The organism is Streptomyces sp. NBC_01431 (assembly GCF_036231355.1).
Lineage (GTDB): Bacteria > Actinomycetota > Actinomycetes > Streptomycetales > Streptomycetaceae > Streptomyces.
This window is the reverse complement of sequence record NZ_CP109496.1, coordinates 7,077,767-7,102,742: the sequence shown is the minus strand read 5'-3', so window position 1 is coordinate 7,102,742 and position 24,976 is coordinate 7,077,767. Positions and strand designations below refer to the sequence as shown.

At 70.8% G+C, this 24,976-nt stretch carries 21 protein-coding genes; 8 read left to right on the top strand and 13 right to left on the bottom strand.

The window, feature by feature from the left end; all coding sequences use genetic code 11:
• The first annotated feature begins 114 nt into the window (after positions 1–114).
• Both OG522_RS32500 and OG522_RS32495 read left to right on the top strand, forming a co-directional pair.
• Complete coding sequence (locus OG522_RS32500; protein ID WP_329466613.1) at positions 115–1,512, top strand: family 2B encapsulin nanocompartment shell protein; 1,398 nt, start codon at positions 115–117, stop codon at positions 1,510–1,512.
• The gene (locus OG522_RS32495) at positions 1,499–2,773 is read left to right on the top strand and encodes a cysteine desulfurase (protein WP_329466612.1); all 1,275 of its coding nucleotides are present in this window, start codon (positions 1,499–1,501) and stop codon (positions 2,771–2,773) included. Before OG522_RS32500 ends, OG522_RS32495 begins: the two co-directional genes overlap by 14 nt.
• Positions 2,774–2,847: 74 nt before the next feature.
• Here OG522_RS32495 and OG522_RS32490 read toward each other — a convergent pair whose 3' ends face one another.
• The 5 genes from OG522_RS32490 to OG522_RS32470 form a co-directional block, all read right to left on the bottom strand.
• Positions 2,848–4,437, bottom strand: a complete 1,590-nt coding sequence (locus OG522_RS32490; RefSeq protein ID WP_443074770.1) for an FMN-binding glutamate synthase family protein — start codon at positions 4,435–4,437, stop codon at positions 2,848–2,850.
• Positions 4,438–4,553: 116 nt separating this feature from the next.
• Complete coding sequence (locus tag OG522_RS32485) at positions 4,554–5,261, bottom strand: class I SAM-dependent methyltransferase (RefSeq protein ID WP_329466611.1); 708 nt, start codon at positions 5,259–5,261, stop codon at positions 4,554–4,556.
• Between the two features lie 42 nt (positions 5,262–5,303).
• Positions 5,304–6,101, bottom strand: coding sequence for a lysophospholipid acyltransferase family protein (locus OG522_RS32480; RefSeq protein WP_329466610.1), 798 nt, complete (start codon positions 6,099–6,101; stop codon positions 5,304–5,306).
• Positions 6,098–6,847 (bottom strand): GNAT family N-acetyltransferase, encoded by a 750-nt coding sequence (locus OG522_RS32475; RefSeq protein ID WP_329467823.1) that lies wholly within the window; start codon positions 6,845–6,847, stop codon positions 6,098–6,100. Before OG522_RS32475 ends, OG522_RS32480 begins: the two co-directional genes overlap by 4 nt.
• 292 nt (positions 6,848–7,139) lie before the next feature.
• Positions 7,140–8,159, bottom strand: coding sequence for an alpha/beta fold hydrolase (locus OG522_RS32470; protein WP_329466609.1), 1,020 nt, complete (start codon positions 8,157–8,159; stop codon positions 7,140–7,142).
• A 268-nt stretch (positions 8,160–8,427) separates the two neighbouring features.
• Between OG522_RS32470 and OG522_RS32465 the strand changes: the two genes are divergently transcribed.
• Positions 8,428–9,894 (top strand): hydrolase, encoded by a 1,467-nt coding sequence (locus OG522_RS32465; protein WP_329466608.1) that lies wholly within the window; start codon positions 8,428–8,430, stop codon positions 9,892–9,894.
• A gap of 58 nt (positions 9,895–9,952) precedes the next feature.
• Here the strand turns inward: OG522_RS32465 and OG522_RS32460 are convergent, their stop codons facing one another.
• A complete protein-coding gene (locus OG522_RS32460; RefSeq protein WP_385521717.1) occupies positions 9,953–11,254 on the bottom strand; it encodes a cytochrome P450 in 1,302 nt (433 codons plus the stop codon).
• A 268-nt stretch (positions 11,255–11,522) separates the two neighbouring features.
• Here OG522_RS32460 and OG522_RS32455 point away from each other — a divergent pair, with 268 nt between their 5' ends.
• Complete coding sequence (locus OG522_RS32455) at positions 11,523–12,593, top strand: esterase-like activity of phytase family protein (RefSeq protein ID WP_329466607.1); 1,071 nt, start codon at positions 11,523–11,525, stop codon at positions 12,591–12,593.
• Between the two features lie 160 nt (positions 12,594–12,753).
• Here OG522_RS32455 and OG522_RS32450 read toward each other — a convergent pair whose 3' ends face one another.
• Positions 12,754–14,976 carry an NADP-dependent isocitrate dehydrogenase gene (locus OG522_RS32450; protein ID WP_329466606.1) on the bottom strand — a complete coding sequence of 741 codons (2,223 nt, stop codon included), beginning with the start codon at positions 14,974–14,976 and terminating at the stop codon, positions 12,754–12,756.
• 113 nt (positions 14,977–15,089) lie between these two features.
• Positions 15,090–15,305 carry a cold shock domain-containing protein gene (locus tag OG522_RS32445; RefSeq protein ID WP_329466605.1) on the bottom strand — a complete coding sequence of 72 codons (216 nt, stop codon included), beginning with the start codon at positions 15,303–15,305 and terminating at the stop codon, positions 15,090–15,092.
• Positions 15,306–15,869: 564 nt separating this feature from the next.
• Here OG522_RS32445 and OG522_RS32440 point away from each other — a divergent pair.
• Positions 15,870–16,991: a mechanosensitive ion channel family protein gene (locus OG522_RS32440; protein ID WP_329466604.1), complete on the top strand. Its 1,122-nt coding sequence runs from the start codon at positions 15,870–15,872 to the stop codon at positions 16,989–16,991.
• Positions 16,992–17,144: 153 nt separating this feature from the next.
• Here OG522_RS32440 and OG522_RS32435 read toward each other — a convergent pair whose 3' ends face one another.
• From OG522_RS32435 to OG522_RS32420, 4 genes are all read right to left on the bottom strand, one after another.
• Positions 17,145–17,627: an NUDIX hydrolase gene (locus OG522_RS32435; RefSeq protein ID WP_329466603.1), complete on the bottom strand. Its 483-nt coding sequence runs from the start codon at positions 17,625–17,627 to the stop codon at positions 17,145–17,147.
• Positions 17,628–17,662: 35 nt separating this feature from the next.
• Positions 17,663–19,279 carry an apolipoprotein N-acyltransferase gene (gene lnt, locus OG522_RS32430; RefSeq protein ID WP_329466602.1) on the bottom strand — a complete coding sequence of 539 codons (1,617 nt, stop codon included), beginning with the start codon at positions 19,277–19,279 and terminating at the stop codon, positions 17,663–17,665.
• A gap of 93 nt (positions 19,280–19,372) precedes the next feature.
• On the bottom strand, positions 19,373–19,960 hold the full coding sequence (locus OG522_RS32425; RefSeq protein ID WP_329466601.1) for a hypothetical protein: 588 nt from the start codon (positions 19,958–19,960) through the stop codon (positions 19,373–19,375).
• A 47-nt stretch (positions 19,961–20,007) separates the two neighbouring features.
• Entirely contained in the window at positions 20,008–20,790 is a 783-nt protein-coding gene (locus tag OG522_RS32420) for a glutamate racemase (protein WP_329466600.1), read from the bottom strand.
• Between the two features lie 80 nt (positions 20,791–20,870).
• Here OG522_RS32420 and OG522_RS32415 point away from each other — a divergent pair, with 80 nt between their 5' ends.
• The gene (locus tag OG522_RS32415) at positions 20,871–22,043 is read left to right on the top strand and encodes a glycosyltransferase (protein ID WP_329466599.1); all 1,173 of its coding nucleotides are present in this window, start codon (positions 20,871–20,873) and stop codon (positions 22,041–22,043) included.
• 8 nt (positions 22,044–22,051) lie between these two features.
• Here OG522_RS32415 and OG522_RS32410 read toward each other — a convergent pair whose 3' ends face one another.
• Positions 22,052–23,371, bottom strand: a complete 1,320-nt coding sequence (locus OG522_RS32410) for a TerD family protein (RefSeq protein WP_329467821.1) — start codon at positions 23,369–23,371, stop codon at positions 22,052–22,054.
• A 262-nt stretch (positions 23,372–23,633) separates the two neighbouring features.
• Here OG522_RS32410 and OG522_RS32405 point away from each other — a divergent pair, with 262 nt between their 5' ends.
• Together OG522_RS32405 and OG522_RS32400 are read left to right on the top strand one after the other, a co-directional pair.
• Positions 23,634–24,080, top strand: coding sequence for a DUF6643 family protein (locus tag OG522_RS32405; protein ID WP_329466598.1), 447 nt, complete (start codon positions 23,634–23,636; stop codon positions 24,078–24,080).
• Between the two features lie 57 nt (positions 24,081–24,137).
• The gene (locus tag OG522_RS32400; RefSeq protein ID WP_329466597.1) at positions 24,138–24,971 is read left to right on the top strand and encodes an MOSC domain-containing protein; all 834 of its coding nucleotides are present in this window, start codon (positions 24,138–24,140) and stop codon (positions 24,969–24,971) included.
• The last annotated feature ends 5 nt before the right edge of the window (positions 24,972–24,976 follow it).

Genomic DNA, 24,976 nt, shown 5'->3' with positions numbered 1-24,976 from the left:
CTTCGCTGCCTGGAAATGGCATTTTCAAGCCTGCCGCTGGCACATGACATCTTGTGGTCATCGTCATCCCAGGAACACGATCGGTCCTCGTCCAACCCCAACGAGGAGGTACCGATGAATGCTCCTGTGAATAACCAGCAGACGAGTCTGGGTCCGGATGCGGCACGGCAGCTCGCCACCGCCACGAAGACCGTTCCGCAGATGCGCGGCATCACCCCGCGCTATCTGCTGCGCGCGCTGCCCTGGGTGGATGTCGAATCCGGCGTCTACCGCGTCAACCGCCGCCGCACCTTCGTCCTGGGCGACGACCGGATCAGCACCTACGACGAGGACGGCACCCCGCGCGTCATGCCGGGCGACCTGCGCGAGCTGCCGTACCTACGCGACTCCGATGACGCCCTGCTCACCGAACTCGCGGGCGCCTTCACCCCGGTGACGTTCGAGGCGGGCCAGGTCCTCGTCCAGGAGGGGGACCCCGCGGAGCGGCTGTGGGTGCTCGTACAGGGCCGTGCCGAAAAGCGCGTCACCGGACGGTACGGGGAGGACGCGCTGCTCGAAGTGGCCGGCGACGGCCAGTTCTTCGACCTCGGCGCCTGGACCCGCGGCGAGCCGATGCCCTACCGCGTCAAGGCGCTCACGCCCGGCACGGCCCTGTGCGCCGACCGCAGCGCACTGGCCCAACTGGCCGACCGCAGCGCGCAGTTGCACACCGCGATGGAGGCGTATTCCTCGGGCGACGGCGTCAAACCCGGTGCGGAGGTGCCCGTCGACCTCAGCTCGGGGCACCTGGGCGAGGTCGAACTGCCCGGCACCTACGTCGACTACGAGGACGCGCCGCGCGAGTACCACATGACGCTCGCGCAAACAGTGTTGCGCGTGCACACTCGGGTCGCCGACCTCTACAACGGCCCGATCGACCAGACCCGCGCCCAGTCCAACCTGACCGTGCAGGCGCTGCGGGAGCGGCAGGAGGCGGCCCTGCTCAACCATCCCGAGTTCGGCCTGGTGAACAACGTGTCCGCCGGTCAGCGCGTGCAGTCCCGCACCGGTTCGCCGACCCCCGACGACCTCGACGAGCTGCTGACCAGGGTGTGGAAGCAGCCGGGGTTCTTCGTGGCGCACCCGCGGGCGATCGCCGCGTTCGGCCGCGAATGCACCCGCCGGGGTGTGCCGCCGGTGACGGACACCCGCTTCGGCAGCCCGCTGCTCACCTGGCGCGGAGTGCCGCTGCTGCCCTCCGACAAGATGAGGTTCTCGGGCGGCGGCATGGTCGGCACCACGGAAATCCTGCTCATGCGCACGGGCGAGACCGAGCAGGGCGTGGTCGGATTGCGCCCGGCCGGGGTCCCCGACGAGGTCGAGCCCGGCCTGTCGATGCGGAACATGGGCGTCGACAACAAGGGCATCACCTCGTATCTGATGACCGCGTACTTCAACACGGCCGTCCTCGTGGAGGACGCGATCGCGGTGCTCCAGAACGTCGAGGTGTCGAACTACCATGACTACTCCTGACGTTGTGGGGCCCACTGACATGGTGGGCAGGGGCCGGCAGCCGGCCGGGTTCTCCCCCGAGTCGGCGCGCAAGGACTTCCCGATCCTGCACCGCACGGTCAACGGGCATCCGCTGGTCTGGCTCGACAACGCGGCCACCACACAAAAACCCCGCCAGGTCATCGAGGCGGTCGCCGGCTACTACAGTGCGGCGAACTCCAACATCCACCGGGGTGCGCACACCATGGCCCGCGAGGCCACCGAGATGTACGAGGCGGGCCGGGCCGCCGTCGCGGACTTCCTGGGAGCGCCGTCGCCCGACTCCATCGTGTTCGTCCGGGGCACCACGGAGGCCGTCAACCTGGTCGCGCAGAGCTGGGGGCGGGCGAACCTCGGTCCCGGCGACGACATCCTGGTACCGGTCCTGGAACACCATTCGGACATCGTTCCCTGGCAGTTGATCGCGAAGGAGACCGGGGCGCGCGTCGTGCCGGTGCCGCTGCTGGCGGACGGGCAGATCGATCAGAACGCCTACGCCGATCTGTTGTCCTCGCGCACCCAGCTCGTCGCGGTCAGCCAGGCGTCGAACGTCCTCGGCACGGTGCCGCCGGTCCGCGACATGACCGCCCTCGCGCACCGCTACGGGGCGAAGGTGCTGGTCGACGGCGCCCAGGCGGTGGCCCACCTGCCGGTCGACGTGACGGATCTGGACGCCGACTTCTACGCCTTCTCCGGGCACAAGCTGTACGCCCCCACGGGCATCGGCGCGCTCTACGTCAAACCGGAGGTCCTCGCGGGCCTGCGGCCCTGGCAGGGCGGCGGCAACATGATCGACTCGGTGTCCTTCGAGCGCACCACGTTCGCGCCGGTGCCCCATCTCATGGAGGCCGGCACGGGGCACATCTCCGGGGTGGTCGGTCTGCTGGCCGCGCTGAACTGGTTCACGTCCTTCGACCGTGCCGCGGTCGCGGCGTACGAGGAGGGCCTCACCGCCTACGCACAGCAGGCGATGGCGATGGTGCCGGGCCTTGAGATCCTGGGTTCGGCGCCCGACCGGATTGCGGTGCTGACGTTCACCATGGCGGGGCAGGACCCGGCGGCGATCGCCTCGTGGCTGGATGGCGACGGCATCGCGATCCGGGCCGGGCACCACTGCGCGCAGCCCGCCCTGGCCCACTACGGCCTTGAGGCGGCGGCTCGCGCCTCCTTCGCGCTGTACAACACCCCCGAGGAGGTTGACCAGTTCGTGGCGTCGTTGCTGAGGCTGGCTGACTCGGCCTGACCTGCGACGGAGCCCCACCGCCTGGTGCGGTGGGGCTGCCGTGCGGGGTGACCGCCTGGTTGAGGCGATCGCCCTCAGGCGCTGAAGGAGTCCGGGTCGCTGGTCTTCCAGGACCCGGCCCACTCCTCGGGCAGCGAGGCGGGCGAGAGCAACTGGCCCGGCTGGAGCCAGGTGTAGAGCTCGGCGTACGAGGCGACCGAGTGGTAGGAGGTGCGGCGGCGCAACATGTGGGGGCGCAACATGGCGGGGTCGCTCACTCCGAGCGAAGCCATGATCTCCATGGCGCTGTGCACGGTGGCCTCCTGGAAGCGCCGCACCCGCTGGTACTTGTCCTCGACGTCGAGGGCCCGGCCCCGCTGGGGGTCCTGGGTCGCGACGCCCACCGGGCAGTGATTGGTGTGGCAGCGCCGCGACTGGATGCATCCGACGGCGAACATCATGGCGCGGGCAGCGTTGGTGTAATCGGCGCCCTGGATCAGCCGTTTGACGATGTCCGCGCCGGTGGCGACCTTGCCGCTGGCACCGATCCGCACCCGGTCGCGCAGACCGGCGCCGACCAGCGCGTTGTGGACGATGCCGAGTCCTTCGGTCAGCGGGGTTCCCACGTGGTCGACGAATTCGACGGGGGCCGCGCCGGTGCCGCCCTCGGCGCCGTCGACCACGATGAAGTCGGGGGTGATGTCCTCGTCCAGCATGGCCTTGCAGATCGCCAGCACATCACGGCGGCTGCCCACACACAGCTTGAATCCGGTGGGCTTGCCGGCCGCCAGTTCCCGCAAGCGGCCGATGAACCGGACGAGTTCGCGCGGCGTGGAGAACACCCGGTGGTGGTTGGGTGAGATCACCGTCTGCCCGCGGGGGACGTCCCGGACCCGGGCGATCTCCGCGGTCACCTTCGCGCCGGGGAGCACCCCGCCCTTGCCGGGTTTGGCTCCCTGGGACAGTTTGAGCGAGACACAGCGGACGCTGTCGGTGGCGGCCTTGCGCGCGAACTCCTCGGCGTCGAAGTCCCCGTCGGCCGTGCGGCAGCCGAAATAGCCGGTGCCGATCTCCCACACCAGGTCGCCGCCGTGGCGCAGATGGTGTTCGGAGATGCCGCCCTCCCCGGTGTCATGGGCGAAACCGCCTTCCTTGGCGCCCCTGTTGAGGGCGAGGACCGCCTGGGCGGACAGCGAGCCGAAGCTCATCGCGGACACATTGAGCAGGGACATGTCGTACGGGTGCGAGCAGCCTGGGCCGCCCAGGCGCACCCGGGGCGGCTCGTCGGGGACGGGGACCGGCGCGACGGAGTGGGTGAAGAACTCGTATCCCGGCTCGTAGACGTCGAGTTCGGAGCCGAACGGGTCCTGGTCGGCGGTTCCCTTGGCCCGTTCGTACACCGCGGAGCGGGTGTCGCGGTCGAAGGGCCGGCCGTCGTAGTCGCGCTCGATGAAGTACTGCTGCATCTCCGGGCGGACGGCCTCCATCAGGAACCGCAGGTGCCCGAGGACGGGATAGTTACGCAGCACGGAGTGGCGGCGCTGGAGGAGGTCGTGCGTTCCGGTCGCGGCCAGCGCGAGCAGCGGCCCGGCGGCCAGCCACCACCAGGGGCCGACGACGACGGCAAGGACGACGGCGGCCGCCGCCACGACCGCCAGGGCGGCCACCAGGCCTGTGCGCTTCACGTTGTCTCCTCAGAGCCGCTGTCCGGACCCCGCCCGGGTCCGCGGCCGCTGCGGCCGCTTGCCCGCGCGTACCCCGCGGACGGTGTTCCACAACGGGTCCTGACGCCGTGGTCGGCTCATTTGACCGCCACCACGAGCCGGGCGCGCGGGCTGCCGTCCGGGCGCTGCCCGAGCTCCCGCAGCGCGTACAACTCCACGCCGAAGCCGGCGGCCGCGAGTTCCCGCTGGATGTCGCTGAGCCGGAACCCGCGGTAGTACATGACGAACGGGGGCCGCCACAGCGCGTTGCGCACCCGCATCGCGGTGTCGAAGCCCAGCAGGGCGAAGTAGGCGGGGCTGCCGGGCCGGGCCGGTGCGACGACGGGGAAGGCGAACCGGCCGCCCGGCCTGAGGGCGGCGTACGCCTGGGCGAACAGGGCCGGCCGCTCGCGGGGCAGGAAGTGCCCGAACGCCCCGAAGCTGACCGCCAGGTCGAACCCGGAGCTGAACGGCAGGGCCCGTGCGTCGGCCCGCACCCAGTCGGCCTCCGGATGCGAGCGGGCCGCAACAGCGAGCATCCCCGCGCTGATGTCGACTCCGGTGACCCGCTCGCGGCACACCGCCTCCAGGACACCGATGCCCGCGCCGGTGCCGCAGCACAGGTCGAGTCCGCGCCCGAAGGGGCCGAGCCCGTCGAGTACCGCGGCCACGGAGTGGAGGATCGCGTCCGGTGTGCGGAACGGAGTGTGGTCGAACTTCGGGGCCAGAAGGTCGTAACCGTGCTCGACGGACGACAGCGCCTGGACGGCGAGTTCACGGACGGTGGGGCCCTGGGGTGCGAACATGGCTGCTCAGCTTAGGGCCCCGCCGGGCGCGGCCGGCGCTGTTCAGGCGCGTGCGTACGGGTCCGCGTGCACGGGCTGCACGGTGGCGGTGACCGCGGCGTGGGCCCGCGCCGCCAGGGTGCGGCGGTCGGACCCCCACAGCGGCGGGTGCGCGGTGACCCGGACGGTCAGGTCCCGGGCCGCGGCCACCCGGCGCAGCGAGGTCGTGAAGTCGTCGCCGCCGAGGAAGGCGGCGACCGTGCTGGGCTCGCCGTGCTGGACGTAGTCGACGGTCGTCGGCCGCACCGGTGCGCCCGCGTCGACGGCCGCCTGGAACGCGGCCCGCCTGAACCGGCCGCCCGCCACGGTGCACCAGGTGGTCGCCTGCGGGAAGACCAGGACGGAGCGGCCCGAGCGGAGCATGTCCGCCAACTCATCTACTACGTGAGGGAGTTCGCGTACGGCTGCCCGGTCGATGAAGCGGGTTCCGATGCGCCGGGCGAGCGTGCCGACGAGCGGCCACTGGCCCACCTCCCGTTTGGCGAGGACGGTGACCGGCTCGACGGCGAGCAGCGCCACGACGTCGAGCCAGGAGATGTGGTTGGCGACGATCAGCGCACCCGGGGCCCGGCCGGGCAGGGAGGGGCCGGATTCGAGACGGACGCCCAGCGCGTCGAGTACGGCGTGGGCCTGGGTGCGCAGGATCCGGGGGTCGGCGAGCCGCTCCCCCATCGCGTCGGCGCGGACGAGGGTGTGGGTGAGCGCCACATAGCGGCGCACGGTCTCACCGAGCGGCACTCGGGGCGTGGCCGCCCTCACACAGGCCGAAGTGCAGGGCGCCTCCACCGACCAGGGGTTCACCGGGTGTCCCCGAGGAAGTAGCGGCGGTGGCGGTCGCTGAGCCGGTCCATGTCGAGCAGCACGAAGAAGTCGGCGACGTCGAAGTCGGGGTCGTAGGCGGGTGCCCCGCACATCCAGGCACCGAGGCGGAAGTAGCCGCGCAGCAGCGGCGGCAGGTCGGCGTAGCTCGGGCGGCCGCCGGCCGGCCCGGCGGGCATCCAGGGGCGCCGCGGGTGCACCCGCAACTCGGGCGGCGAGGAGTGCTTGGCATTGCCGAGCAGCCACGCGCTGGAGGCGGCCGCGCCGCCGTCATGGAGCGGTACGGACGCGCAGCCCGCGAGATGGCGGTGGCCGGACAGCAGGACGTAGCGGGCGAGCGCGGACCACATCAGGTTGATGACGGCGCCCGAGCGGTGGTCGGGGTGCACACAGGACCGCCCCGTCTCGATCATCGACGGCCGCAGACCGGCGAGTGCCGTGAGGTCGAACTCGCCCTCGGAGTAGGAACGTTGGGCGCGGCCGGGAGGAAGCAGCCGATAGGTGCCGACCACATCGCCGGTCGAGGTGTCGGTGACGATCAGGTGGTCGGCGATCGAGTCGAAGGCGTCGATGTCGTGGCCGGGCAGCGTCGTGGGGAGGGTGGCTCCCATCTCCTCGCCGAACACGCGGTGACGCAGCCGCTGAGCGGCCCGGATCTGCTCCTCGCTGTCCGCGATGGAGGTGACGTAGGAGGTGGTGGCCGTGGTTGCGGTGGATATCGAGAGCATGGGCGTGCCGTTCTCTGCGACGTGGTGCACAGTCGAATCCCGGGTGGTCCCTATGTGGTTTCCGCAGTGGCTTTCGCGCAGTGAGTATTGGCTCGCCACATGTGCGCCGGGTGAATTGCACACGACGCCGCGTCGGGCATTTGCCTGCCCTGACGCGGCGTGGCTGGGCACGCCGATCACCAAGGCGGTGATGGAGGCAGTACTCGACGAGGGACCGGGGCCGAGTACCGGCCAGGCCTGGTCCGGCCCGGCCGGTGCACCACATCCGTACCGAGGCTGGGGAGAGGCGCGCCTACGTGGCGCTCCGTTCGCTCTCCACCCTCAACTCCCGCTCCACGACCGCCTCGTAGACAGGGTCGGGGTCGGCCGCCGTGGTGGCCGAGCGGCCGGTGTGCAGCAGGTCGTGCCACCGCTGGGCGCTCCAGTCGGCGGGCCGGGTGGTTTCCACGAAGTCCTCCACCAGGGCAAGGAAGCGGGCCGGATCGGCGTGGAAGGGGAAGTGTCCGGCCCCTTCGAAGATCTCCAGGCGGCTGCCCGGCATGGCGGCGTGCGCCCGGTGGGCGTGGACTTCGGGCACGACGCTGTCGCGCGAGCCCCAGATCAGCATCGTGGGCACGCCCTGGGTGAGGTAGCAGCGGTCGAGCATGGTGACGACCTGGCCGCGCCAGTCGACCACGGCGCGCAGGGTGCGGATGAAGGCGTTGCGGGACGTGGCGTCGGGCAGCGCGTCCACGAGGTTGAGCAGGTCGGGCGCGTCCTGGCCGAGGTCGGTCCCGAGCAGCCGCAACAGCTCGATGGCGAGCCGGGTCGACAGCCGCATGCCGGGCCAGGAGAGCGTGGCGAGCAGCAGGTCGGCGCCGGGCAGGGCCGCGGCGCGCAGTACCGGGTTGACCTCGCGGCCCACGCCGCCCGTGCCGACCAGGACGAGCCGGTCGGCGTGCTCGGGGAACTGGTAGGCGAACTGCATGGCCACGCCGCCGCCGAGCGAGTGCCCGACCAGGGTGGCCCGCTCGATGCCGAGGACGCCGAGCAGGTCGCGGATTCCGTTGGCGTAGGCGGCCACCGAGTAGTCGGCGCGCGGTTTGTCCGAAGCGCCGTGGCCGAGCAGGTCGGGCGCGAGGACGGTGTAGCGGCGGGCCAGGCCGGGGATCAGTTCGGCCCAGGTGGCCGACGAGTCGCCTATGCCGTGGATCAGCACCACGGGCGGCCCCTCTCCCGCGATCCGGTACGCCCGGCGGTACCCGTGCACCACCGTGTGGCGCAGTCGCACGTCCTGGTCGCCCACTGGGCGCAGCCTGGTGCCAGTAGCCATCGACAACCTCCCCGATTTCCGCCCGCAGCACATCCCCGTACGGGCTCCCCGTCAGCGTTCTTCCCCCAGCGTCCTCCGTACGAGCGCAGAACTACCGCCGGACGCTCGATTGCCGACGGATTTCGCCACCGTCAAGCCCTGCCGACCACCCCTCGTTGCCATGTACGGTTCAACCACACGCTGCCCGTGCGTCCGTACAACGACGTTCTACGCGCGCAGACTTGATACCCGCACCGCCTCTCCCCCACCCCTCATGGAGGTATGCAGGATGTTCGGAGCCAGAAGTTCCGGCCGATCGCGCCGGCGGGCCGCCGGTGTGCTCACCGCTCTCGGCGCGCTGGTCGCCGCCGGGGGCGCCGCCGCCCAGGCCGCCACCGCTCCCGCCGCTCCCGCGGCCGCCACCCAGCACCGCGTGCTGTTCGACAACTCCAAGGCGGAGACCGCCGGCAACGCCGACTGGATCATCAGCACCAGCCAGCCGGACCCGCTGGGCCAGAACCCGTCGCCCTCGGCCGAGACGGACTGGACCGGGGCGCTGTCCTCGTGGGGCGTGGCGCTGCAGAAGACCGGCGACTACGCGCTGAAGACGCTGCCGTCGGGCAACACCATCACCTACGGCACGTCGTCGCCGCTCGATCTGAAGAACTTCGACACGTTCGTACTGCCGGAGCCCAACGTGCTGCTCAGCGCGTCGGAGAAGACCGCCGTCATGCAGTTCGTCAAGAACGGCGGCGGTCTCTTCCTCATCTCCGACCACACCGGTTCGGACCGCAACAACGACGGTGCGGACGCGGTGCAGGTCATCAACGACCTGATGTCCAACAACAGCGTGAACAGCAACGACCCGTTCGGTTTCTCGGTGGACTCGCTCAACATCGCCACCGACAACCCGAGGGCCACGGGCGATGGCACCGACCCGGTCCTGAACGGCTCGTTCGGGAAGGTGACCGGAAGCATCATCCGCAACGGCACCACCGCCACGCTCAAGCCCGCCGACAACCCGGCCGCCAAGGGCGAGGTCTACCGCACCGGTTACTCGGGCAACACCGGCGCCTTCTTCGCCACCAGCACCTTCGGCAGCGGCCGTATCGCGTTCTGGGGTGACAGCTCACCCATCGACGACGGCACCGGCCAGTCGGGCAACACGCTGTACGACGGCTGGAACGACCCGGCGGGTACGGACGCCGCGCTCGCACTCAACGCCACTGCTTGGCTGTCGGGCGCCGGCGGCAGTGGCGGCAGCCCCTCTCCGTCGCCGTCGCCGTGCACGAGCGCCCAGCTGCTCGCCAACCCCGGCTTCGAGTCCGGCAGTTCGGGCTGGACGGCGACCAGCGGCATCATCAACACCAGCAGCACCGAGCCCGCGCACTCCGGCGCGTACAAGGCCTGGCTCGGCGGCAAGGGCACCGCGCACACCGACACCCTGGCGCAGACGGTGACGATCCCGGCGGGCTGCAACGCCTCGCTCGGCTTCCAGCTGCACATCGACACGGCCGAGACGACGACGAGCACGGCGTACGACAGCCTCAAGGTCCAGGTGCTGGGCAGCGGCGGTACGGTCCTCGCCACGCTCGGCACGTACTCCAACCTGAACGCGGCGAGCGGCTACGCCCCGCGCACGTTCGACCTCGGCGCCTACGCCGGGCAGACGGTGACCCTCAAGTTCACCGCCACCGAGGGATCCAAGCTCCAGACGTCGTTCGTCGTGGACGACACCTCGCTCACGGTGAGCTGAGTCGAGGGCGCCCGTCTCCGGCTCCGGCCGGGGCGGGCGCCGCGGCCTGCCGCACCCCTCAACCCCGCAGGTGGACAGGCAGCGACTCCACGCCGTACACGATCGACAGCTTGCGGAAGGCGAGTTCCTCGGCCGGTACGGCAAGGCGCATCTCGGGGAAGCGGCGGACCAGCGCGGGGAAGGCCGCGCGCAGTTCCATCCGGGCGAGTTCCGCCCCGATGCAGCGGTGGATGCCGTAGCCGAAGGCGAGATGGCTGCCGCCGGCCTTGCGGTGCGCGTCGAAAGCGCCGCCGCCGGGGGTGAACGCGGCGTCGCGGTTGGCGCCGCTGAGCGAACACAGCACCATGTCCCCCTTGGGAATGCGTACCCCCGCGATCTCGACGTCCTCGCGCGCGAAGCGCGGGAAGGCCAGCTGCACCACGGTGAGATACCGCAGGGCCTCCTCCACGAAGGTGGCGGCGGCCGCCTCGTCGTGCGCTATTCGCGCGAAGGCGTCCGGTTCCTGGAGCAACACGAGGGAGCCGAGCGCCAGCATGCTGGCGGTGGTCTCGAATCCGCCGGTCAGTACGCCGTCGGCGAGACCGGCGAGTTCGTCGTCTCCGACGCTGTCGCCGTGCTCCTTGACGATCATGCCGAGGAGTCCGTCGCCCGGGTTCTCGCGCTGCTTCTTGACGACGTCACGGAAGTACGAGAGGGACGCCGACATCACACCGAGCGGCGCCGTCGCTCCGCCGAACAGGTCGAAACGCTCCATGGCTAGCTGCTGGAAGTCGTGGCGGTCCTCGTAGGGCACGCCGAGCAGTTCGCAGATGGTCAGGGAGGGAATGGGCAGCGCGAAGGCTTCCACCAGGTCGACGGGACCGCTCGCGGCCTCCATCGCGTCGAGCCGTTCGGTCACGATGGCGTCGATGCGGGGGGTGAGGCGCCGCAGCCGCCGCATGGTGAATTCGGGCGTCAGGATGCGGCGCAACCGGGTGTGCACCGGCGGGTCGCTGAATCCGAGGCCGCCGGGGTGCTGCTCCTCCTCCACGCCGGCGTTGCCCGCGAGGTGGGTGAAGTCGTTGCTGAACCCGTCGGCGGAGCCGAGCACCGCCTTCACCGCCTCGTGCCCGGTGACCACCCAGGCGTCCATACCGAACGGCAGCGGGACCTTGCTGACCGGTTCCTCACTCTGCCGTGCGGTCAGCTCGGGTACCGGGTCGAGTCCGTCCCTGCGCAGCGGCATGAGCAGGGCGTCGGGGAGCAGCGAGATCGTGCCGGGCCCGATGCCGCGCTTCTGGATCCTGGCAAGGTAGGTGCGCCCGAGCCACATGGTGACGCGGGAACGGAGATTTACCCTCAAGGCGGACTCCAAGGACATGTTGTACGGCCAGGACACCGGGAACGGACCGGGTCGCTCAGGATAAGTGGCTGCGGGCCCCTCCCGATCCGCCAGGGGCCCTGCTCACGAGCAGTTTGCGAGCGTGACGACCCCCTCCGGGTCACTGTGGCCCCGGCCGTACCCCCGGGCCGTACCGCGATTCGACCCCGCGTCGAGCGTTTCCACGGACGATCACAGGGCTCAACTCGTCCGTCACACAAGGCGATCTAGTGTATGGGTGCCTGCTACATCCGACTTGGGAGGAACCGTGCGTCTGCGCACCGCCGTCACCGCCGCGACCGCTTCACTGGTGGTGGCCGCCTCAGTGACCGTCACCGATGCGACCGCCACCGCCCAACCGTCGAACGGAGCCCGGCACGCGTGCTCCTCGTCCACCTCCGTCGACGGCTTCTTCGACGGTTTGGACAAGACCGTGTTCCAGGGCACGGCCGTCGGCAATCTGTCCGGTCTGGCCGTCGACACCGACGGTACGGTCGCCGCGCTGTCCGACCGCTCCCAGCTCTTCGCCCTGAAGGTGGGCAAGGGGCCGGTGGCCGCGCCGGTACGGGTCGTGCCGCTCGCCGACGAGAAGGGCGCCCAGCTGGACTCCGAGGCCGTCGTCATCGACCGCGACGGCTCCCGTCTGGTCACCTCGGAAGTGGAGCCGTCCGTACGCCGCTACGACCGGGACGGCAAGCTCCTGGGACGGCTGCCGGTCCCCGACGCACTGCGGGTCGCCCCGGCCGGGCGCGCCACCCTCAACCTGACCTTCGAGGGGCTCGCCCTCCAGCCGGGCGGCCGCACTCTGATCGCCTCCATGGAGGGCCCTTTGTCGGGCGACGCCAAGGATGCGGCCGGACGTTCACTCGTACGGTTCCAGACCTGGCACCGCGGAGGCACGAAGGGTGAGTTCCAGTTGGCGGAGCAGTACGCCTACCCGCCGGACCCGAACGCGGGCGTGTCCGAGATCACCGCGACGGGGGACGGCCGCCTCCTCGTCCTGGAGCGCGGCTTCACCGCGGGCGTCGGCAATTCGGTACGCCTCTTCCTCGCCGACCCGCGCGGTGCGAGTGACGTGAGCGGCGTCGAGAACCTTCCGGGCGCCGCCAGGCCCATACGCAAGACTCTCCTCGCCGATCTCGCGGACTGCCCCTCACTGGGCGCGACGGCGAAGCAACCGCAGCCCAATCCGCTGCTCGACAACATCGAGGGAACGGCTGTCACCGGCCGCACCCGGGACGGGCGTCTTCGGCTGCTCCTGGTCAGTGACGACAACGAGAACGCACGGCAGACCACCCGCCTGTACGCGCTGACGGTTCGGCTGCCGCGACACGTCTGATCCGCTCAACTGCCCTGTCGTGCACAGGAGTTGATCCGGTCGTCTGGGCTGCCGCGGGGCTTGTTCCGTGCGCCGGTGAGAGCAGAATGACGCGACCGCCCCGGCCGGAAGGATCCGGCCGGGGCGGTCGCGTGGGTGAAGGCCTCAGGGCCTTCGCGGGTCAGGCGAGGGTGGCGATGGCCTGGTTGAACGCCTTCGAGGGACGCATGACCGCGGAGGCCTTCGCGGCGTCCGGCTGGTAGTAGCCGCCGATGTCGACCGGCGAGCCCTGCACCGCGATGAGCTCGTCGACGATGGTCTGCTCCTGCTCGCTCAGCGTCGTGGCCAGGGCCGCGAACGCCTGGGCGAGCTGCGTGTCCTCGGTCTGCTTGGCCAGCTCCTGCGCCCAGTACAGGGCGAGGTAGAAGTGGCTGCCGCGGTTGTCGATGCCGCCCAGCTTGCGGCTCGGCGACTTGTCCTCGTTGAGGAAGGTGCCGGTGGCGCGGTCGAGGGTGTCGGCGAGGATCTGGGCGCGCGCGTTGCCCGTGGTCGTCGCGAGGTGCTCGAAGCTGACCGCGAGCGCGAGGAACTCACCCAGGCTGTCCCAGCGCAGGTAGTTCTCCTTGACCAGCTGCTGGACGTGCTTGGGCGCGGAGCCGCCTGCGCCCGTCTCGAAGAGGCCGCCGCCGTTCATCAGCGGGACCACCGAGAGCATCTTGGCGCTGGTGCCGAGCTCCAGGATCGGGAACAGGTCGGTCAGGTAGTCGCGCAGCACGTTGCCGGTGACCGAGATGGTGTTCTCGCCGCGACGGATGCGCTCCAGGGAGAACGCGGTCGCCTCGACGGGCGACATGATCTCGATCTGGAGGCCCTCGGTGTCGTGCTCGGCGAGGTAGGTGCGGACCTTCTCGATGAGCGTGGCGTCGTGGGCGCGGCCCTCGTCCAGCCAGAACACGGCCGGGTCGCCGGTCGCGCGGGCGCGGGTGACGGCGAGCTTGACCCAGTCCTGGATCGGCAGGTCCTTGGTCTGGCAGGCGCGGAAGATGTCACCCTCGGCGACCTCCTGCTCCAGGACCGTGTTGCCCGCGGTGTCGACAAGGCGGACGGTGCCCGCGGCCGGGATCTCGAAGGTCTTGTCGTGGCTGCCGTACTCCTCGGCCTTCTGCGCCATCAGACCGACGTTGGGCACGGAGCCCATGGTGGACGGGTCGAAGGCGCCGTGCGCGCGGCAGTCGTCGATGACGGCCTGGTAGACACCCGAGTAGCTGCTGTCCGGCAGGACCGCGAGGGTGTCGGCCTCCTGGCCGTCGGGGCCCCACATGTGGCCCGAGGTGCGGATCATGGCCGGCATGGAGGCGTCCACGATGACGTCGGACGGCACGTGCAGGTTGGTGATGCCGCGGTCGGAGTCGACCATCGCGAGGGCCGGGCCCTCGGTGAGCTCGGCCTCGAAGGCCGCCTTGATCTCGGCGCCGATGTGCGGCACGTTGTCGAGGCCCTTGAGGATGGCGCCGAGGCCGTCGTTCGGGGACAGACCGGCGGCGACGAGGACGTCACCGTACTTGTCGAACGTCTTCGGGAAGAAGGCGCGCACCACGTGGCCGAAGACGATGGGGTCGGAGACCTTCATCATCGTCGCCTTGAGGTGCACCGAGAACAGCACGCCGTCGGCCTTGGCCTGGGCGATCTGCGCGGAGAGGAACTCGCGCAGGGCGGCCACGCGCATCACGGACGCGTCGACGACCTCGCCCGCGAGGACGGGTACGGACTCGCGCAGCACGGTGGTGGTGCCGTCCGCCGCCACGAGCTCGATGCGCAGCGAGCCGTCCTCGTTGACGACCACGGACTTCTCGGTGGACCGGAAGTCGTCCGCGCCCATGGTGGCGACGTTCGTCTTCGAGTCGGGGGTCCACTTGCCCATGCGGTGCGGGTGGGCCTTGGCGTAGTTCTTGACCGACGCGGGGGCACGGCGGTCGGAGTTGCCCTCGCGCAGGACCGGGTTGACGGCGCTGCCCTTGATCTTGTCGTAGCGCGCGCGGACGTCCTTGTCCTGCTCGCTCTTCGGGTCGTCCGGGTAGTCCGGCAGCGCGTAGCCCTGGCCCTGAAGCTCGGCGACAGCGGCCTTGAGCTGCGGGATGGAGGCCGACACGTTCGGCAGCTTGATGATGTTCGCGCCGGGCGTCTTGGCCAGCTCACCGAGCTCAGCGAGCGCGTCGTCGATCCGCTGGCTCTCCTGAAGGAACTCGGGGAAGCTCGCGATGATGCGCCCCGCGAGGGAGATGTCACGGGTCTCCACAGTGACACCGGCGGTCGAGGCGTACGCCTGGATCACGGGCAGGAACGAATGCGTCGCCAGGGCCGGCGCCTCGTCAGTGTGGGTGTAGATGATGGTCGAGTCAGTCACCGGGTGCTCCGCTCCACGTCTGCAACATTGCTCGACATCAAGATATCTCGTGATCGCCCCGGGTCACGACGGGGCCCGCCCCCGGGCGACAGGCTCTGGAGGCCGGCCCTGTTTCAGGGGCGTACGGCACGCGCCTCGAAGCGGCCCTGGCCCAGCTCTATGACGAAGGACACCTGCTGACCCTCGGACAGCGTCCGGGTCTCCCCTTCGATGTCCTCGCGCCGTACGTGGATGGCGTCGTGCTGCCCGAAGGGCACGACGAATCCGTAGCCCTTTTCGCGGTCGAAGTACTCGACGATCCCCTCGCACCTCTCACTCATCGTGTCCATTGCCTCACTCCTCGCGTGATCGCCGACCTGGCGGTCGGTGAAAGGGGGCCGGGAAAGAGGGAACCCGCTGGGTTCGCACGGGATCGGGGGCGGGGCACGGCCTCCTGCGCCACCATGGGGCCTGCCCACGCGGGGCCGTCCGACGCCCTGGGACGGCGAACCGTCCGCCGCTCCGACCCCTGCCGGCCGCACGCCGGAACGAACAGGCTCCTCACTGGTGGGTATACCCGCTGCACCTCGGACCTGAAGCCTGCCCGGGGCGCGAGGCGGGGCCTGGCCGCGCGGGCGCGAGGGGGACGTACGACTCGTATATCGGACCGGTCCGGCGGCCGGGCGCGGCGGGAGCCGGTCCATGAGCTCTGCGCTCCCCCATGGACACCGGCCCACCTGCGACGACGCTGTGGCGATACGGCAGGATGGCAGCCCGTTCATGGGCATGCGCACGCCCGAACGAGGCTTCGTGCACAGCGATCTGACAGGTGACAAGGTGACGACACATCACATAGGGCGAGCAGCGGCGCCCCTCGCTCATCCCCCGGCCACGCACCGCCCGGAGGGGGTCCGTTGAGCCGGGGCCTGGTCCTGCACGACTGGGTGGTGGCCGGCATCGCGGTGGCCGCGGGGATCGCGGCCGGGCTGCTCCTGCGCGTCCTCCTGCGCTGGCTGGGCAAGCATGCACGCAGGACGCGATGGACCGGGGACGACATCATCGTCGACGCACTGCGCACGATCGCACCGTGGGCGGCCGTCATCGCGGGCACGGCCGTGGCGGCTTCGGCTCTGCCCCTCACCACGCGCGTCGCCGGCATCGTCAACCATTCGCTGACCGCCCTGCTCATCCTCATCACCACCTTCACGGCGGCCCGGGTCATCGCCGGCCTCGTCCAGTCGCTGGCGCAGTCCCGCACTGGTGTGGCGGGTTCGGCCACGATCTTCGTGAACATCACCCGGGTCGTGGTCGTCGCGATGGGCGTCCTCGTCGCCCTGGAGACCGTGGGTGTGTCGATCGCGCCGCTGCTCACCGCACTCGGAGTCGGCGGCCTCGCGGTCGCACTGGCCCTCCAGGACACGCTCGCCAACCTCTTCGCGGGCGTGCACATCCTCGCGTCGAAGACGGTGCAGCCCGGTGACTACATCCGGCTCAGCAGCGGTGAAGAGGGCTATGTGGTCGACATCAACTGGCGCAACACGGTGGTGCGAAACCTCTCGAACAACCTGGTGATCATCCCCAATGGCCGCCTGGCCCGTACGAACATGACCAACTACACGCGCCCGGAACAGGAGTTGTCGATCCTGGTGCAGGTGGGCGTCGGCTACGACAGCGACCTGGAGCACGTCGAGCGGGTGACCCTGGAGGTGGTCGACGGCGTGATGGCGGACATCGCCGGGGCGCTCCCCGGTCATGAGGCCGCCGTCCGCTTCCACACGTTCGCGGACTCCAGGATCAACTTCACGGTGATCCTGGGCGTCGGCGAATTCAGCAACCAGTACCGGATCAAGCACGAGTTCATCAAGCGCCTGCACCGGCGGTACCGGGCCGAGGGCATTTCGATCCCGGCCCCCACGCGGACGGTCGCTCTCCAGCAGGATCTGCCCGAGCCGCCGCCCCCGTATCCGTCCTCCTCGACTCCGTTCCCGCACCAGCGGGAGGCGCCTCCTTCCGCGATCGCGGACAACGAGCGCTGAGGACAGGCGAGTTGGCGACCGGGCTCGGGAGGGCCATCGCCACTCATGGCGTTATGGCGGGCAGGGGAGCCCGAGCGCGGACCGCCCTCGCCGCGACCGCCTGGCCGCGAGCGCGGGGCGCTACCCGCCGCCCATATGGTCGGCGCACGTGGTTCACACCGCGGTGCTGGGCTTGAACCATGTGGGGGCGTCCGACTGTGCCTGCTTGATGCGGAACAGCGCGAAGTCGCTGAGCCTGGGCAGCGCGTCCATGGCGAACCAGCCCACTTCGAGCGATTCGTCGTCGTTGACACGGGCCTCGCCGCCGGTGGCCCGGCACCTGAAGCAGATGTCCATGAACTGGCAGACGTCACCGTTGGGGTAGGTGATGCTCTGACGCGCGGCTTCGACCAGCACCACCCGCTCGGCGACGCACCGTACGCCGGTCTCCTCGTACACCTCGCGGACCGCGGTGTCGGCGGGCTCCTCCCCCGGCTCGGGGATGCCGCCGATGGTCGACCACTGACCGTTGTCGGCCCGTCGGCCGAGGAGGACCCGGCCCTCGTCGTCGAAGACGATGGCGCTCACGCCCGGCAGCAGGAGCAGCTGGTGCCCGGCGACCGCCCGGATGTCTCGAATGAAGTCAGGAGTTGCCATGCCCCGACCCTAACCGGCCACCCGGAACCGGCCGTTCAGTCCTTGGTGGTGCGCCGGGCCCGTACGGACCGGGTGACGGCCCAGGCCAAGGCTGCGGCGGCGGCAGCCACGAGCACCCATTCGGGCAGCGTGCCGAGCCGGGTGGCGGGGGTCTGCGAGGAGCGCAGCGGCACCTTGGCGTCGAGCGCGGCCGGGGTGAACATCGCGGTCTTCTGCACGACCTTGCCGTCAGGCATGATCACGGCGCTGACCCCGCTGGTGACGGGGACGGTGACGGTCCTGCTGTGCTCCACCGCGCGGACCCGTGACATCGCGAGCTGCTGGTAGGTCATCTCGCTGCGGTCGAACGTGGCGTTGTTGCTCGGCACGGAGATCAGCTGGGCGCCCGCGGTGACGGTGTCGCGCACGGCCCAGTCGAAGGCGGCCTCGTAGCAGGTGGCGATGCCGACCTTGGTGCCGGCCATGGTGAACAGACCCGGTTTGGTTCCGCGGTTGAAGTCCTCGCGCACCATGGAGGTGTAGCCGGGGGCGAAGGTGCCGATGAGTCCACGCAGCGGGATGTACTCGCCGAACGGCTGGATCTGGCGCTTGTCGTAGGTGGCGACGGGCCCCGCCTTCGGGTCCCAGAGGACCTGCTCGTTGTAGAGCTTGGCGCCATAGCCGCCGACCACGGCGCCGACCGAGATCGGTGCGCCTATGGTCTTGGCGGCCTGGTCGATGGCGGCGCGGGCGTCGTCGTCCACGAAGGGGTCGACGTCGGAGGAGTTCTCCGGCCACAGCACGAAGTCGGGCTTCGGCTTCTTCCCTGCCCTCACTTCGTCGGCGAGCCGCAGTGTTTCGCGTACGTGGTAGTCGAGCACGGCCCGGCGCTGGGAGTTGAAGTCGAGGCCGAGGCGAGGCACATTGCCCTGGATCACCGCGACGGTGGCGGTGCCGTCCTCGGCCGAGTCGCTGACCAGGGCTCGGGCACCGAACGACGCGGCGACCGGCACGAGGACCGTGAGCAGGGCGCCCACCGCCGCCCCCTTGCGCAGCTGCCCGGTGCGCCGCCGCCGGACCGCCTGCCGGACGCACTCGTACAGTCCGAAACCGCACAGCACCACGGCGAAGCCGAGAACGGGGGTGCCGCCCAGGGCGGCGAGCGGCAGGAACGTCCCGTCGGCCTGGCCGAAGGCGACCTTGCCCCAGGGGAAGCCGCCGAACGGAACCCGCGCGCGGGCCGCCTCGGAGGCCACCCACATGGCGCCCGCCCAGACAGGCCACAGCGGAAGCCTGGAGACCACGGCGATGCCCGCGCCGGCCGCGCCGACGAACAGGGCCTCGATCGCGGCGAGGCCCAGCCAGGGTCCTGGGCCGACCTCCACACCGGTCCACACCAGGAGCGGGAGCAGGAAGCCGAGACCGAAGAGGTAGCCGAGGCCGAGCCCGGCCTTCCAGCTCCGGCCGCGCAGCACCCCGGCGAGGACGGCGAAGGCGGGCAGTGCCAGCCACCACAGGGGCCTGGGCGGGAAGCTCAAGTACAGGAGCACACCCCCGAGCGCGGCCACCGCGGGCCGGGCGAGACGGTTGGGCAGTCCCCGCAGCCGCGAGGGGGCGGCAGGCTGCGGTCCAAGCCGTTCGGGCTCGGTTGTGGGGGTTTCGGTGGTGCTCACCCGGCGGAGTCTACGGTGGGTGTCTGTGGAGAGGGGAGTCCAGTTCTTCGGGTGCTTCCACCGCGGCGGCTCGGTCCCTCACTCAGCGTGTGGTCAGGCCTCGACGGGCTTTCCCGTGCCCAGCAGGCTCAGCCTGTCGCGGATGACCAGGACCGCCGCTTCGGCGTCGTCGACGGTGACCGTGAAGACGCGTCCGTCGCCGAGCCGGAGCACCAGGCCCTCGCCGCGGCGCACGACCACGGCGGTGCCCATCTCGGGCCGCCAGCGGTAGCCCCAGCCGCCCCACTGGCGGGGGGTGACCCGGGGTGCGAAGTCGGCGCCGACCACATGGGCGAGGGGGATGACGCGGCGCGGCAGTCCGATGTGGCCGCAGCGCACTTCCAGGCAGTCGCTGTCGACCTTCACCGCCACATGGACGAAGGCGAGGGTACCGAAGATCACGAGGAGTCCGGCCGTCACGCAGCCGATGACGGACATGAGCAGCGGGGCGATGCCCGACGTCCAGGTCGAGTCCACGGCCAGCTCGATACCGAGGGCGATGCAGGCCGCGCCTCCGGCCGCCAGGAGCCACTGGGCGCGGTTGGTGGCGCTACCGGTCCAGACCTCCGGCGAAGGCTCGGCAGCGCCGGATCCGTCGCGGGACTCGGGGGGCGTGGGGTGCTTCGGGGGCGGTTCCCTCATGCTCAGCAGCGTACTCAGATTCCGCTGGGGCGGCAGCTGCTCGGCGCTCAGTGAGCAGGGCTGACAGCCTGTAGCAGGCGCCCTTCGGGGTAGGCGAGGGCGACGCCGGGCAGGTCGCCGGGGCGCCCGCTGAGCAGCACGGTCAGGCCGCCCACCTGGGCGGCGTCCGGCGCGGGGGCGATTCCGGCCCGGCGCAGGCCCTGGGCGGCGACGGGTTCGGCGCTGCCGAAGAACGTGAGCGGGCCGCCGTCGGGGCGCAGGGCCGTACGGATGCGTTCGGCGACCAGCTCGTAATGGGTGCAGCCCAGGACGATGGTCGTTACCTCGGGCGGGGTGAGGGCGGCGGCCACGGCGATCGCCCGGTCGATCGCGGCGTCGTCGGCGTGCTCCACGGCTTCGGCCAGTCCGGGACAGGGCACCCCGGTGACGGGCACTCCGTCGGCGAAATCGCGGATGAGGCCGCGCTGGTAGGGGCTGCCGGTGGTGGCGGGGGTCGCCCAGATGGCGAAGGGGCCACCGGTGGCCGCGGCCGGTTTGATCGCGGGTACGGTGCCGATCACCGGGATCCGCGGTTCGAGGGCGGCACGGATCGCTGGCAGCGCGTGCACGGAGGCCGTGTTACAGGCGATGATCAGCGCGTCCGGTTCGAGGGCCGCCGCGGCCCTGGCCACGGCGAGCGCCCGCTCGGTGACGCTGTCGGGTGTGCGCGGACCCCATGGCATGCCGTCCGGGTCGCTGGAGATAACGAGTTCGGCGTCAGGGCGCAGCCGGCGCACCGCGGCGGCCGCGGCGAGCAGGCCGATTCCGGAGTCCATGAGCGCGATCTTCACCCGGTCACCATAGTCGACGGTCCCGGGCCAACCGCCCGAGGTCCTGTGTGGAGCGCGGCAGGTGGGGCAGACTGCGGCGGGTGAGCGCCCTCGCATGGATCGCCCTGGTGTCCTTGATCATCTGGCTATGGCTGCTGCTCGGGCAGGGTTTCTTCTGGCGTACCGACCAGCGACTGCCCCCACAGGTGGACCCGGCACATTGGCCGGATGTCGCTGTGGTGGTGCCGGCCCGCGACGAGGCGGAGGTGCTGCCGTTGAGCCTTCCGTCGCTGCTCGCCCAGGACTATCCCGGCAGGGCGGAGATCTACCTGGTGGACGACGGGAGCTCGGACGGCACGGGCGAGCTCGCGCGGTCGCTGGCACAGCGGCACGGGGGGCTGCCGCTGACACTCGTCTCGCCCGGGGAGCCGGAGGCGGGCTGGACCGGGAAGCTGTGGGCGCTGCGTGAGGGCATGGCCCTGGCGAGGGCTCGCGGGCCGGAGTACCTCCTGCTCACCGACGCCGACATCGCGCATGAGCCGGACAGTCTGCGCAAGCTGGTCGCGGCGGCGGGCAGCGGTTTCGACCTGGTCTCGCAGATGGCCCGGTTGCGTGTGGCGAGCGGCTGGGAGCGGCTGATCGTCCCGGCGTTCGTCTACTTCTTCGCGCAGTTGTATCCGTTCCGCTGGATCAATGCCCCAAGGCCCCGCGCGACGGCGGCGGCGGGCGGTTGTGTGCTCCTGCGTGCGGATGCGGCGGACCGGGCGCGGATTCCGGACGCGGTACGGCAGGCGGTGATCGACGACGTGTCGGTGGCCCGCGCGGTGCGCGCGTCCGGCGGGCGGGTCTGGCTGGGTCTCGCGGACGGCGTGGACAGCGTGCGCCCCTATCCGCACCTCGCGGAGCTGTGGCGGATGATCTCCCGCAGCGCGTACGCCCAGTTGCGGCACAGCCCGGCGCTGCTGCTCGGTACCGTCGCGGGCCTCGCCCTCGTCTATCTGGCGCCGCCGGTCACCTTCGGCGCGGGGCTGGCCGTCGGCAGCGCGGGGGCGGCGTGGGCGGGCGGGCTCGCCTGGCTGGTGATGGCGGGGACGTATCTGCCGATGCTCCGCTACTACCGCCAGCCGCTCGCGCTGGCCCCGGCGCTGCCGTTCACCGCGCTGCTGTACCTGCTGATGACGGTGGACTCGGCCGTGCGGCACTACCGCGGCCGGGGCGCGGCCTGGAAGGGGCGCACCTACTCCCGGCCCGAGGCCGCCCCCGACCAGCTCTGAAGGGGGGCTCACTTGCGGCCGGGCGTCCAGTTCATGCCCCAGCCGTAGGTCTGGTCGATGGTGCGCTGCGGGCTGACGCCGCGCGCGGGCACCAGGTAGCGGGCCTCGCGCTGGACCACGAGGTCGCCGCCGTTGTTGGTGATGAGGGCGAGTGCGCAGACCGTGGAGGGGACGGTGCATTCGTCGAGGAAGAACTCGATCGGTGCGCCGAATTGCGGCTGGAGGGTCACCGTGGCGTGCAGATCGGCGAAGCTGCGGGCGCCCTCGTAGATGGTGACGAAGATCAGCAGCCGGCGGAACTTGTCCTTCTGGTCGAGATTGACGGTGAGGTTCTCGCCCGATTCGACGGCGCCGGTGCGGTCGTCGCCGTCGAGGTGGATGTACGGGGGCTGGTGCAGCGCGCCGAAGGCGTTGCCCAGGGCCTGGACGACGCCCTTGCGACCGTCGGCCAGCTCGTAGAGGGCGCACAGGTCGAGATCGAGATCGGCGTGGTTGGCGACGGCGCGCCCCAACTTGGCTCCCCAGCCGCTGAATTGCTTGCGCGTTTCCCAGTTGAGATTCACCCGCATCGCGCCCGAGCTGCCGCCCTGTTTGGCGAGCGAAACCCTGGGGGCCTCCTTCGTGAGGGTGACTTTCGAGAGGCGCACGGGTGACGGGGGCGTCAACGGCGACGTCAACGGGGGTGTCAACGGCGACGACGGCACGTGCAGGGTCGGTGCGGGCTGCGCGGGCCCGGGGGGCGCGGGAAAGGCGTTGTGGGCGAGGGAGGCGGGCGGGGGGCTGAAGGCCGCCGGAGCGGGGGTCTGATGCGGCTTGTCGACGCTGATGCCGAAGTCGGTTGCCAGACCTTCGAGTCCGCTGTCGTAGCCCTGGCCGACGGCACGGAACTTCCAGGCACCCTGGCGCCGGTAGAGCTCGCCGAGGATGAAGGCGGTCTCGACGGTGGCGTCCTGGCTGTCGAAGCGGGCGACCTCCGCCCCGGTGGCCGCGTCCAGGACACGGACGCTCAGGCCGGGTACGCGGCCGAAGGTGCCACCGTCGGCGGAGGCGGCCAGCACCACCCGCTCGATGGCCGGTTCCACCTGCGCGAGGTCGACGAACAGGGTGTCCGTCACCGCGTCGGTGCCGGGCCGCTTTCCTTCGTGGCGTACGGCCCCCGACGAGTGCGCCGGCTGGTTGTAGAAGACGAAGTCCGCGTCGGAGCGGACGCGACCGCCGGCCAGCAGCAGCGCAGAGGCATCGACATCCGGGACTCCGGGACCGGGCCGCCACGCCAGTTCGATGCGCACCGAGTGCACCGGCACCGGAACATTGGCTCCTTTAAGCATGGACATGCTCGCCCCCATCACGCGTCGCGGTGCCGGAAGATTTCTGCACCGTCAACCTAACGCCCCGTCGGCCGCCCGGCACCTCCCCCGGCCACCCGCCGGTAACCCCCCACGACCTTGCCCTTTACACGATCTCAACGCCGCGGCGCGACCGATTTTCCCAAGTTCGCTCGCATTAGTGATGCCCAGCCACTCCGAACACGCAAAACAACCCTCTTATCGGGCTCCCCAACGACCACATCGTGGGCTTAACTTATGTGCCATGACCTCCCCCCGCTCCACCTATGGCGGCGGTTACTACTCCGCGCCGTTCTTCCCGGACACCCCCATCTACGACTCCCTCGTCGCAGAACGGGGTACGCCTCAGATCGCCCCGATCCGAGTGCCTTCCCTCTATGACACCGGCAACCACTACCTGCCGGCCCTCCCCTCCGCTCTTCCGGCCCTGCCGGCCGCCCCCTCGCCGCAGAACGCGTACGCCTCGTCGTACGGGTACCAGCAGCAGATGCAGCAGCCGGTGCCGCTCCAGCACGCGCCCGCCCCGTACATCCCGCAGCAGCCCACGGCGCAGCGCGGCTACCAGGGACAGCAGGGCATGCCGCAGCGCCCCGCGCCCGGCACCGGGTACGAGGCCATGCGGCCCGCCGCGCCCCGGCCCGCGCAGTACGAGGATCCGTACAACCGGCCTTATCAGGGCACCGGGTACTGATCCGGGCCGGATCCGGTCGCCCGGACACATGTCCGAGGCGGCTGGCAGGATGGGTTCATGCGCACAGGACTTGATGCAGTCGTACACGGGATCACCATCCATCCCGTCAAGTCGGTCGGGGGATACGCGACAGCACGAGCGGCGGTCGAGCCATGGGGGCTCGCCGGGGACCGCCGCTGGATGCTGGTCGACGCACACGGCACGGCCATCACTCAACGCGAGCGGCCCGAGCTGGCCTTGAGCAGTGCCGCCACACTGCCGGGCGGCGGGGTGCGACTGTCTGCGTCCGGACGGGCCGACCTGGCACTCGACCCGCCGGAGCCGCTGGCGTCCGTGGGCGTCACCCTGTTCGGGACGAAGTTCAAGGCGGTGGCCGCGGCCGAGGCGGCGCACGCGTGGTTCAGTGACTATCTCGGCGCCGAGGTCCGCCTCATGCACCTCGACGACCCGGCGCGGCGCAGGGCCATCGACCCCAAGTACGCGCTGCCCGGCGAGACGGTGAGCTTCGCCGACGGTTTTCCGCTCCTGGTCACCACCCTCGCCTCGCTCGACGCCCTCAACTCGCTGATCGCCCAGGGAGACCATCCGTCCGAGGGCCCGCTGCCGATGGACCGCTTCCGGCCCAATGTGGTGCTGGAGGGAACCGAGGCGTGGGCCGAGGACACCTGGTCGCGGATCTCGGTCGGCGAGGTCTCCTTCCGGATCACCAAGCCCTGCGGCCGGTGCGTCATCACCACCACCGACCAGCACACCGCGGAGCGCGGCAAGGAGCCGCTGCGCACCCTGGCCCGGCACCGCATGATCGGCCGCTCGCTGGCCTTCGGTGTCCTGCTGATACCGGAGCACACCGGCGTCATCCGCATCGGTGACCCGATGAAGGTGCTCGCATAGCCCTG

Excerpts from the sequence above, each read along its gene's own strand:
- OG522_RS32445 (WP_329466605.1), bottom strand. The coding sequence starts at position 15,305 with ATGGACACGATGAGTGAGAGGTGCGAGGGGATCGTCGAGTACTTCGAC.
- OG522_RS32465 (WP_329466608.1), top strand. The coding sequence starts at position 8,428 with ATGTTCGGAGCCAGAAGTTCCGGCCGATCGCGCCGGCGGGCCGCCGGT.
- OG522_RS32485 (WP_329466611.1), bottom strand. The coding sequence starts at position 5,261 with ATGTTCGCACCCCAGGGCCCCACCGTCCGTGAACTCGCCGTCCAGGCG.
- OG522_RS32435 (WP_329466603.1), bottom strand. The coding sequence starts at position 17,627 with ATGGCAACTCCTGACTTCATTCGAGACATCCGGGCGGTCGCCGGGCAC.
- OG522_RS32405 (WP_329466598.1), top strand. The coding sequence starts at position 23,634 with ATGACCTCCCCCCGCTCCACCTATGGCGGCGGTTACTACTCCGCGCCG.
- OG522_RS32475 (WP_329467823.1), bottom strand. The coding sequence starts at position 6,847 with ATGCTCTCGATATCCACCGCAACCACGGCCACCACCTCCTACGTCACC.
- OG522_RS32400 (WP_329466597.1), top strand. The coding sequence starts at position 24,138 with ATGCGCACAGGACTTGATGCAGTCGTACACGGGATCACCATCCATCCC.
- OG522_RS32495 (WP_329466612.1), top strand. The coding sequence starts at position 1,499 with ATGACTACTCCTGACGTTGTGGGGCCCACTGACATGGTGGGCAGGGGC.
- OG522_RS32460 (WP_385521717.1), bottom strand. The coding sequence starts at position 11,254 with ATGTCCTTGGAGTCCGCCTTGAGGGTAAATCTCCGTTCCCGCGTCACC.
- OG522_RS32425 (WP_329466601.1), bottom strand. The coding sequence starts at position 19,960 with ATGAGGGAACCGCCCCCGAAGCACCCCACGCCCCCCGAGTCCCGCGAC.
- OG522_RS32410 (WP_329467821.1), bottom strand. The coding sequence starts at position 23,371 with ATGCTTAAAGGAGCCAATGTTCCGGTGCCGGTGCACTCGGTGCGCATC.
- OG522_RS32470 (WP_329466609.1), bottom strand. The coding sequence starts at position 8,159 with ATGGCTACTGGCACCAGGCTGCGCCCAGTGGGCGACCAGGACGTGCGA.
- OG522_RS32500 (WP_329466613.1), top strand. The coding sequence starts at position 115 with ATGAATGCTCCTGTGAATAACCAGCAGACGAGTCTGGGTCCGGATGCG.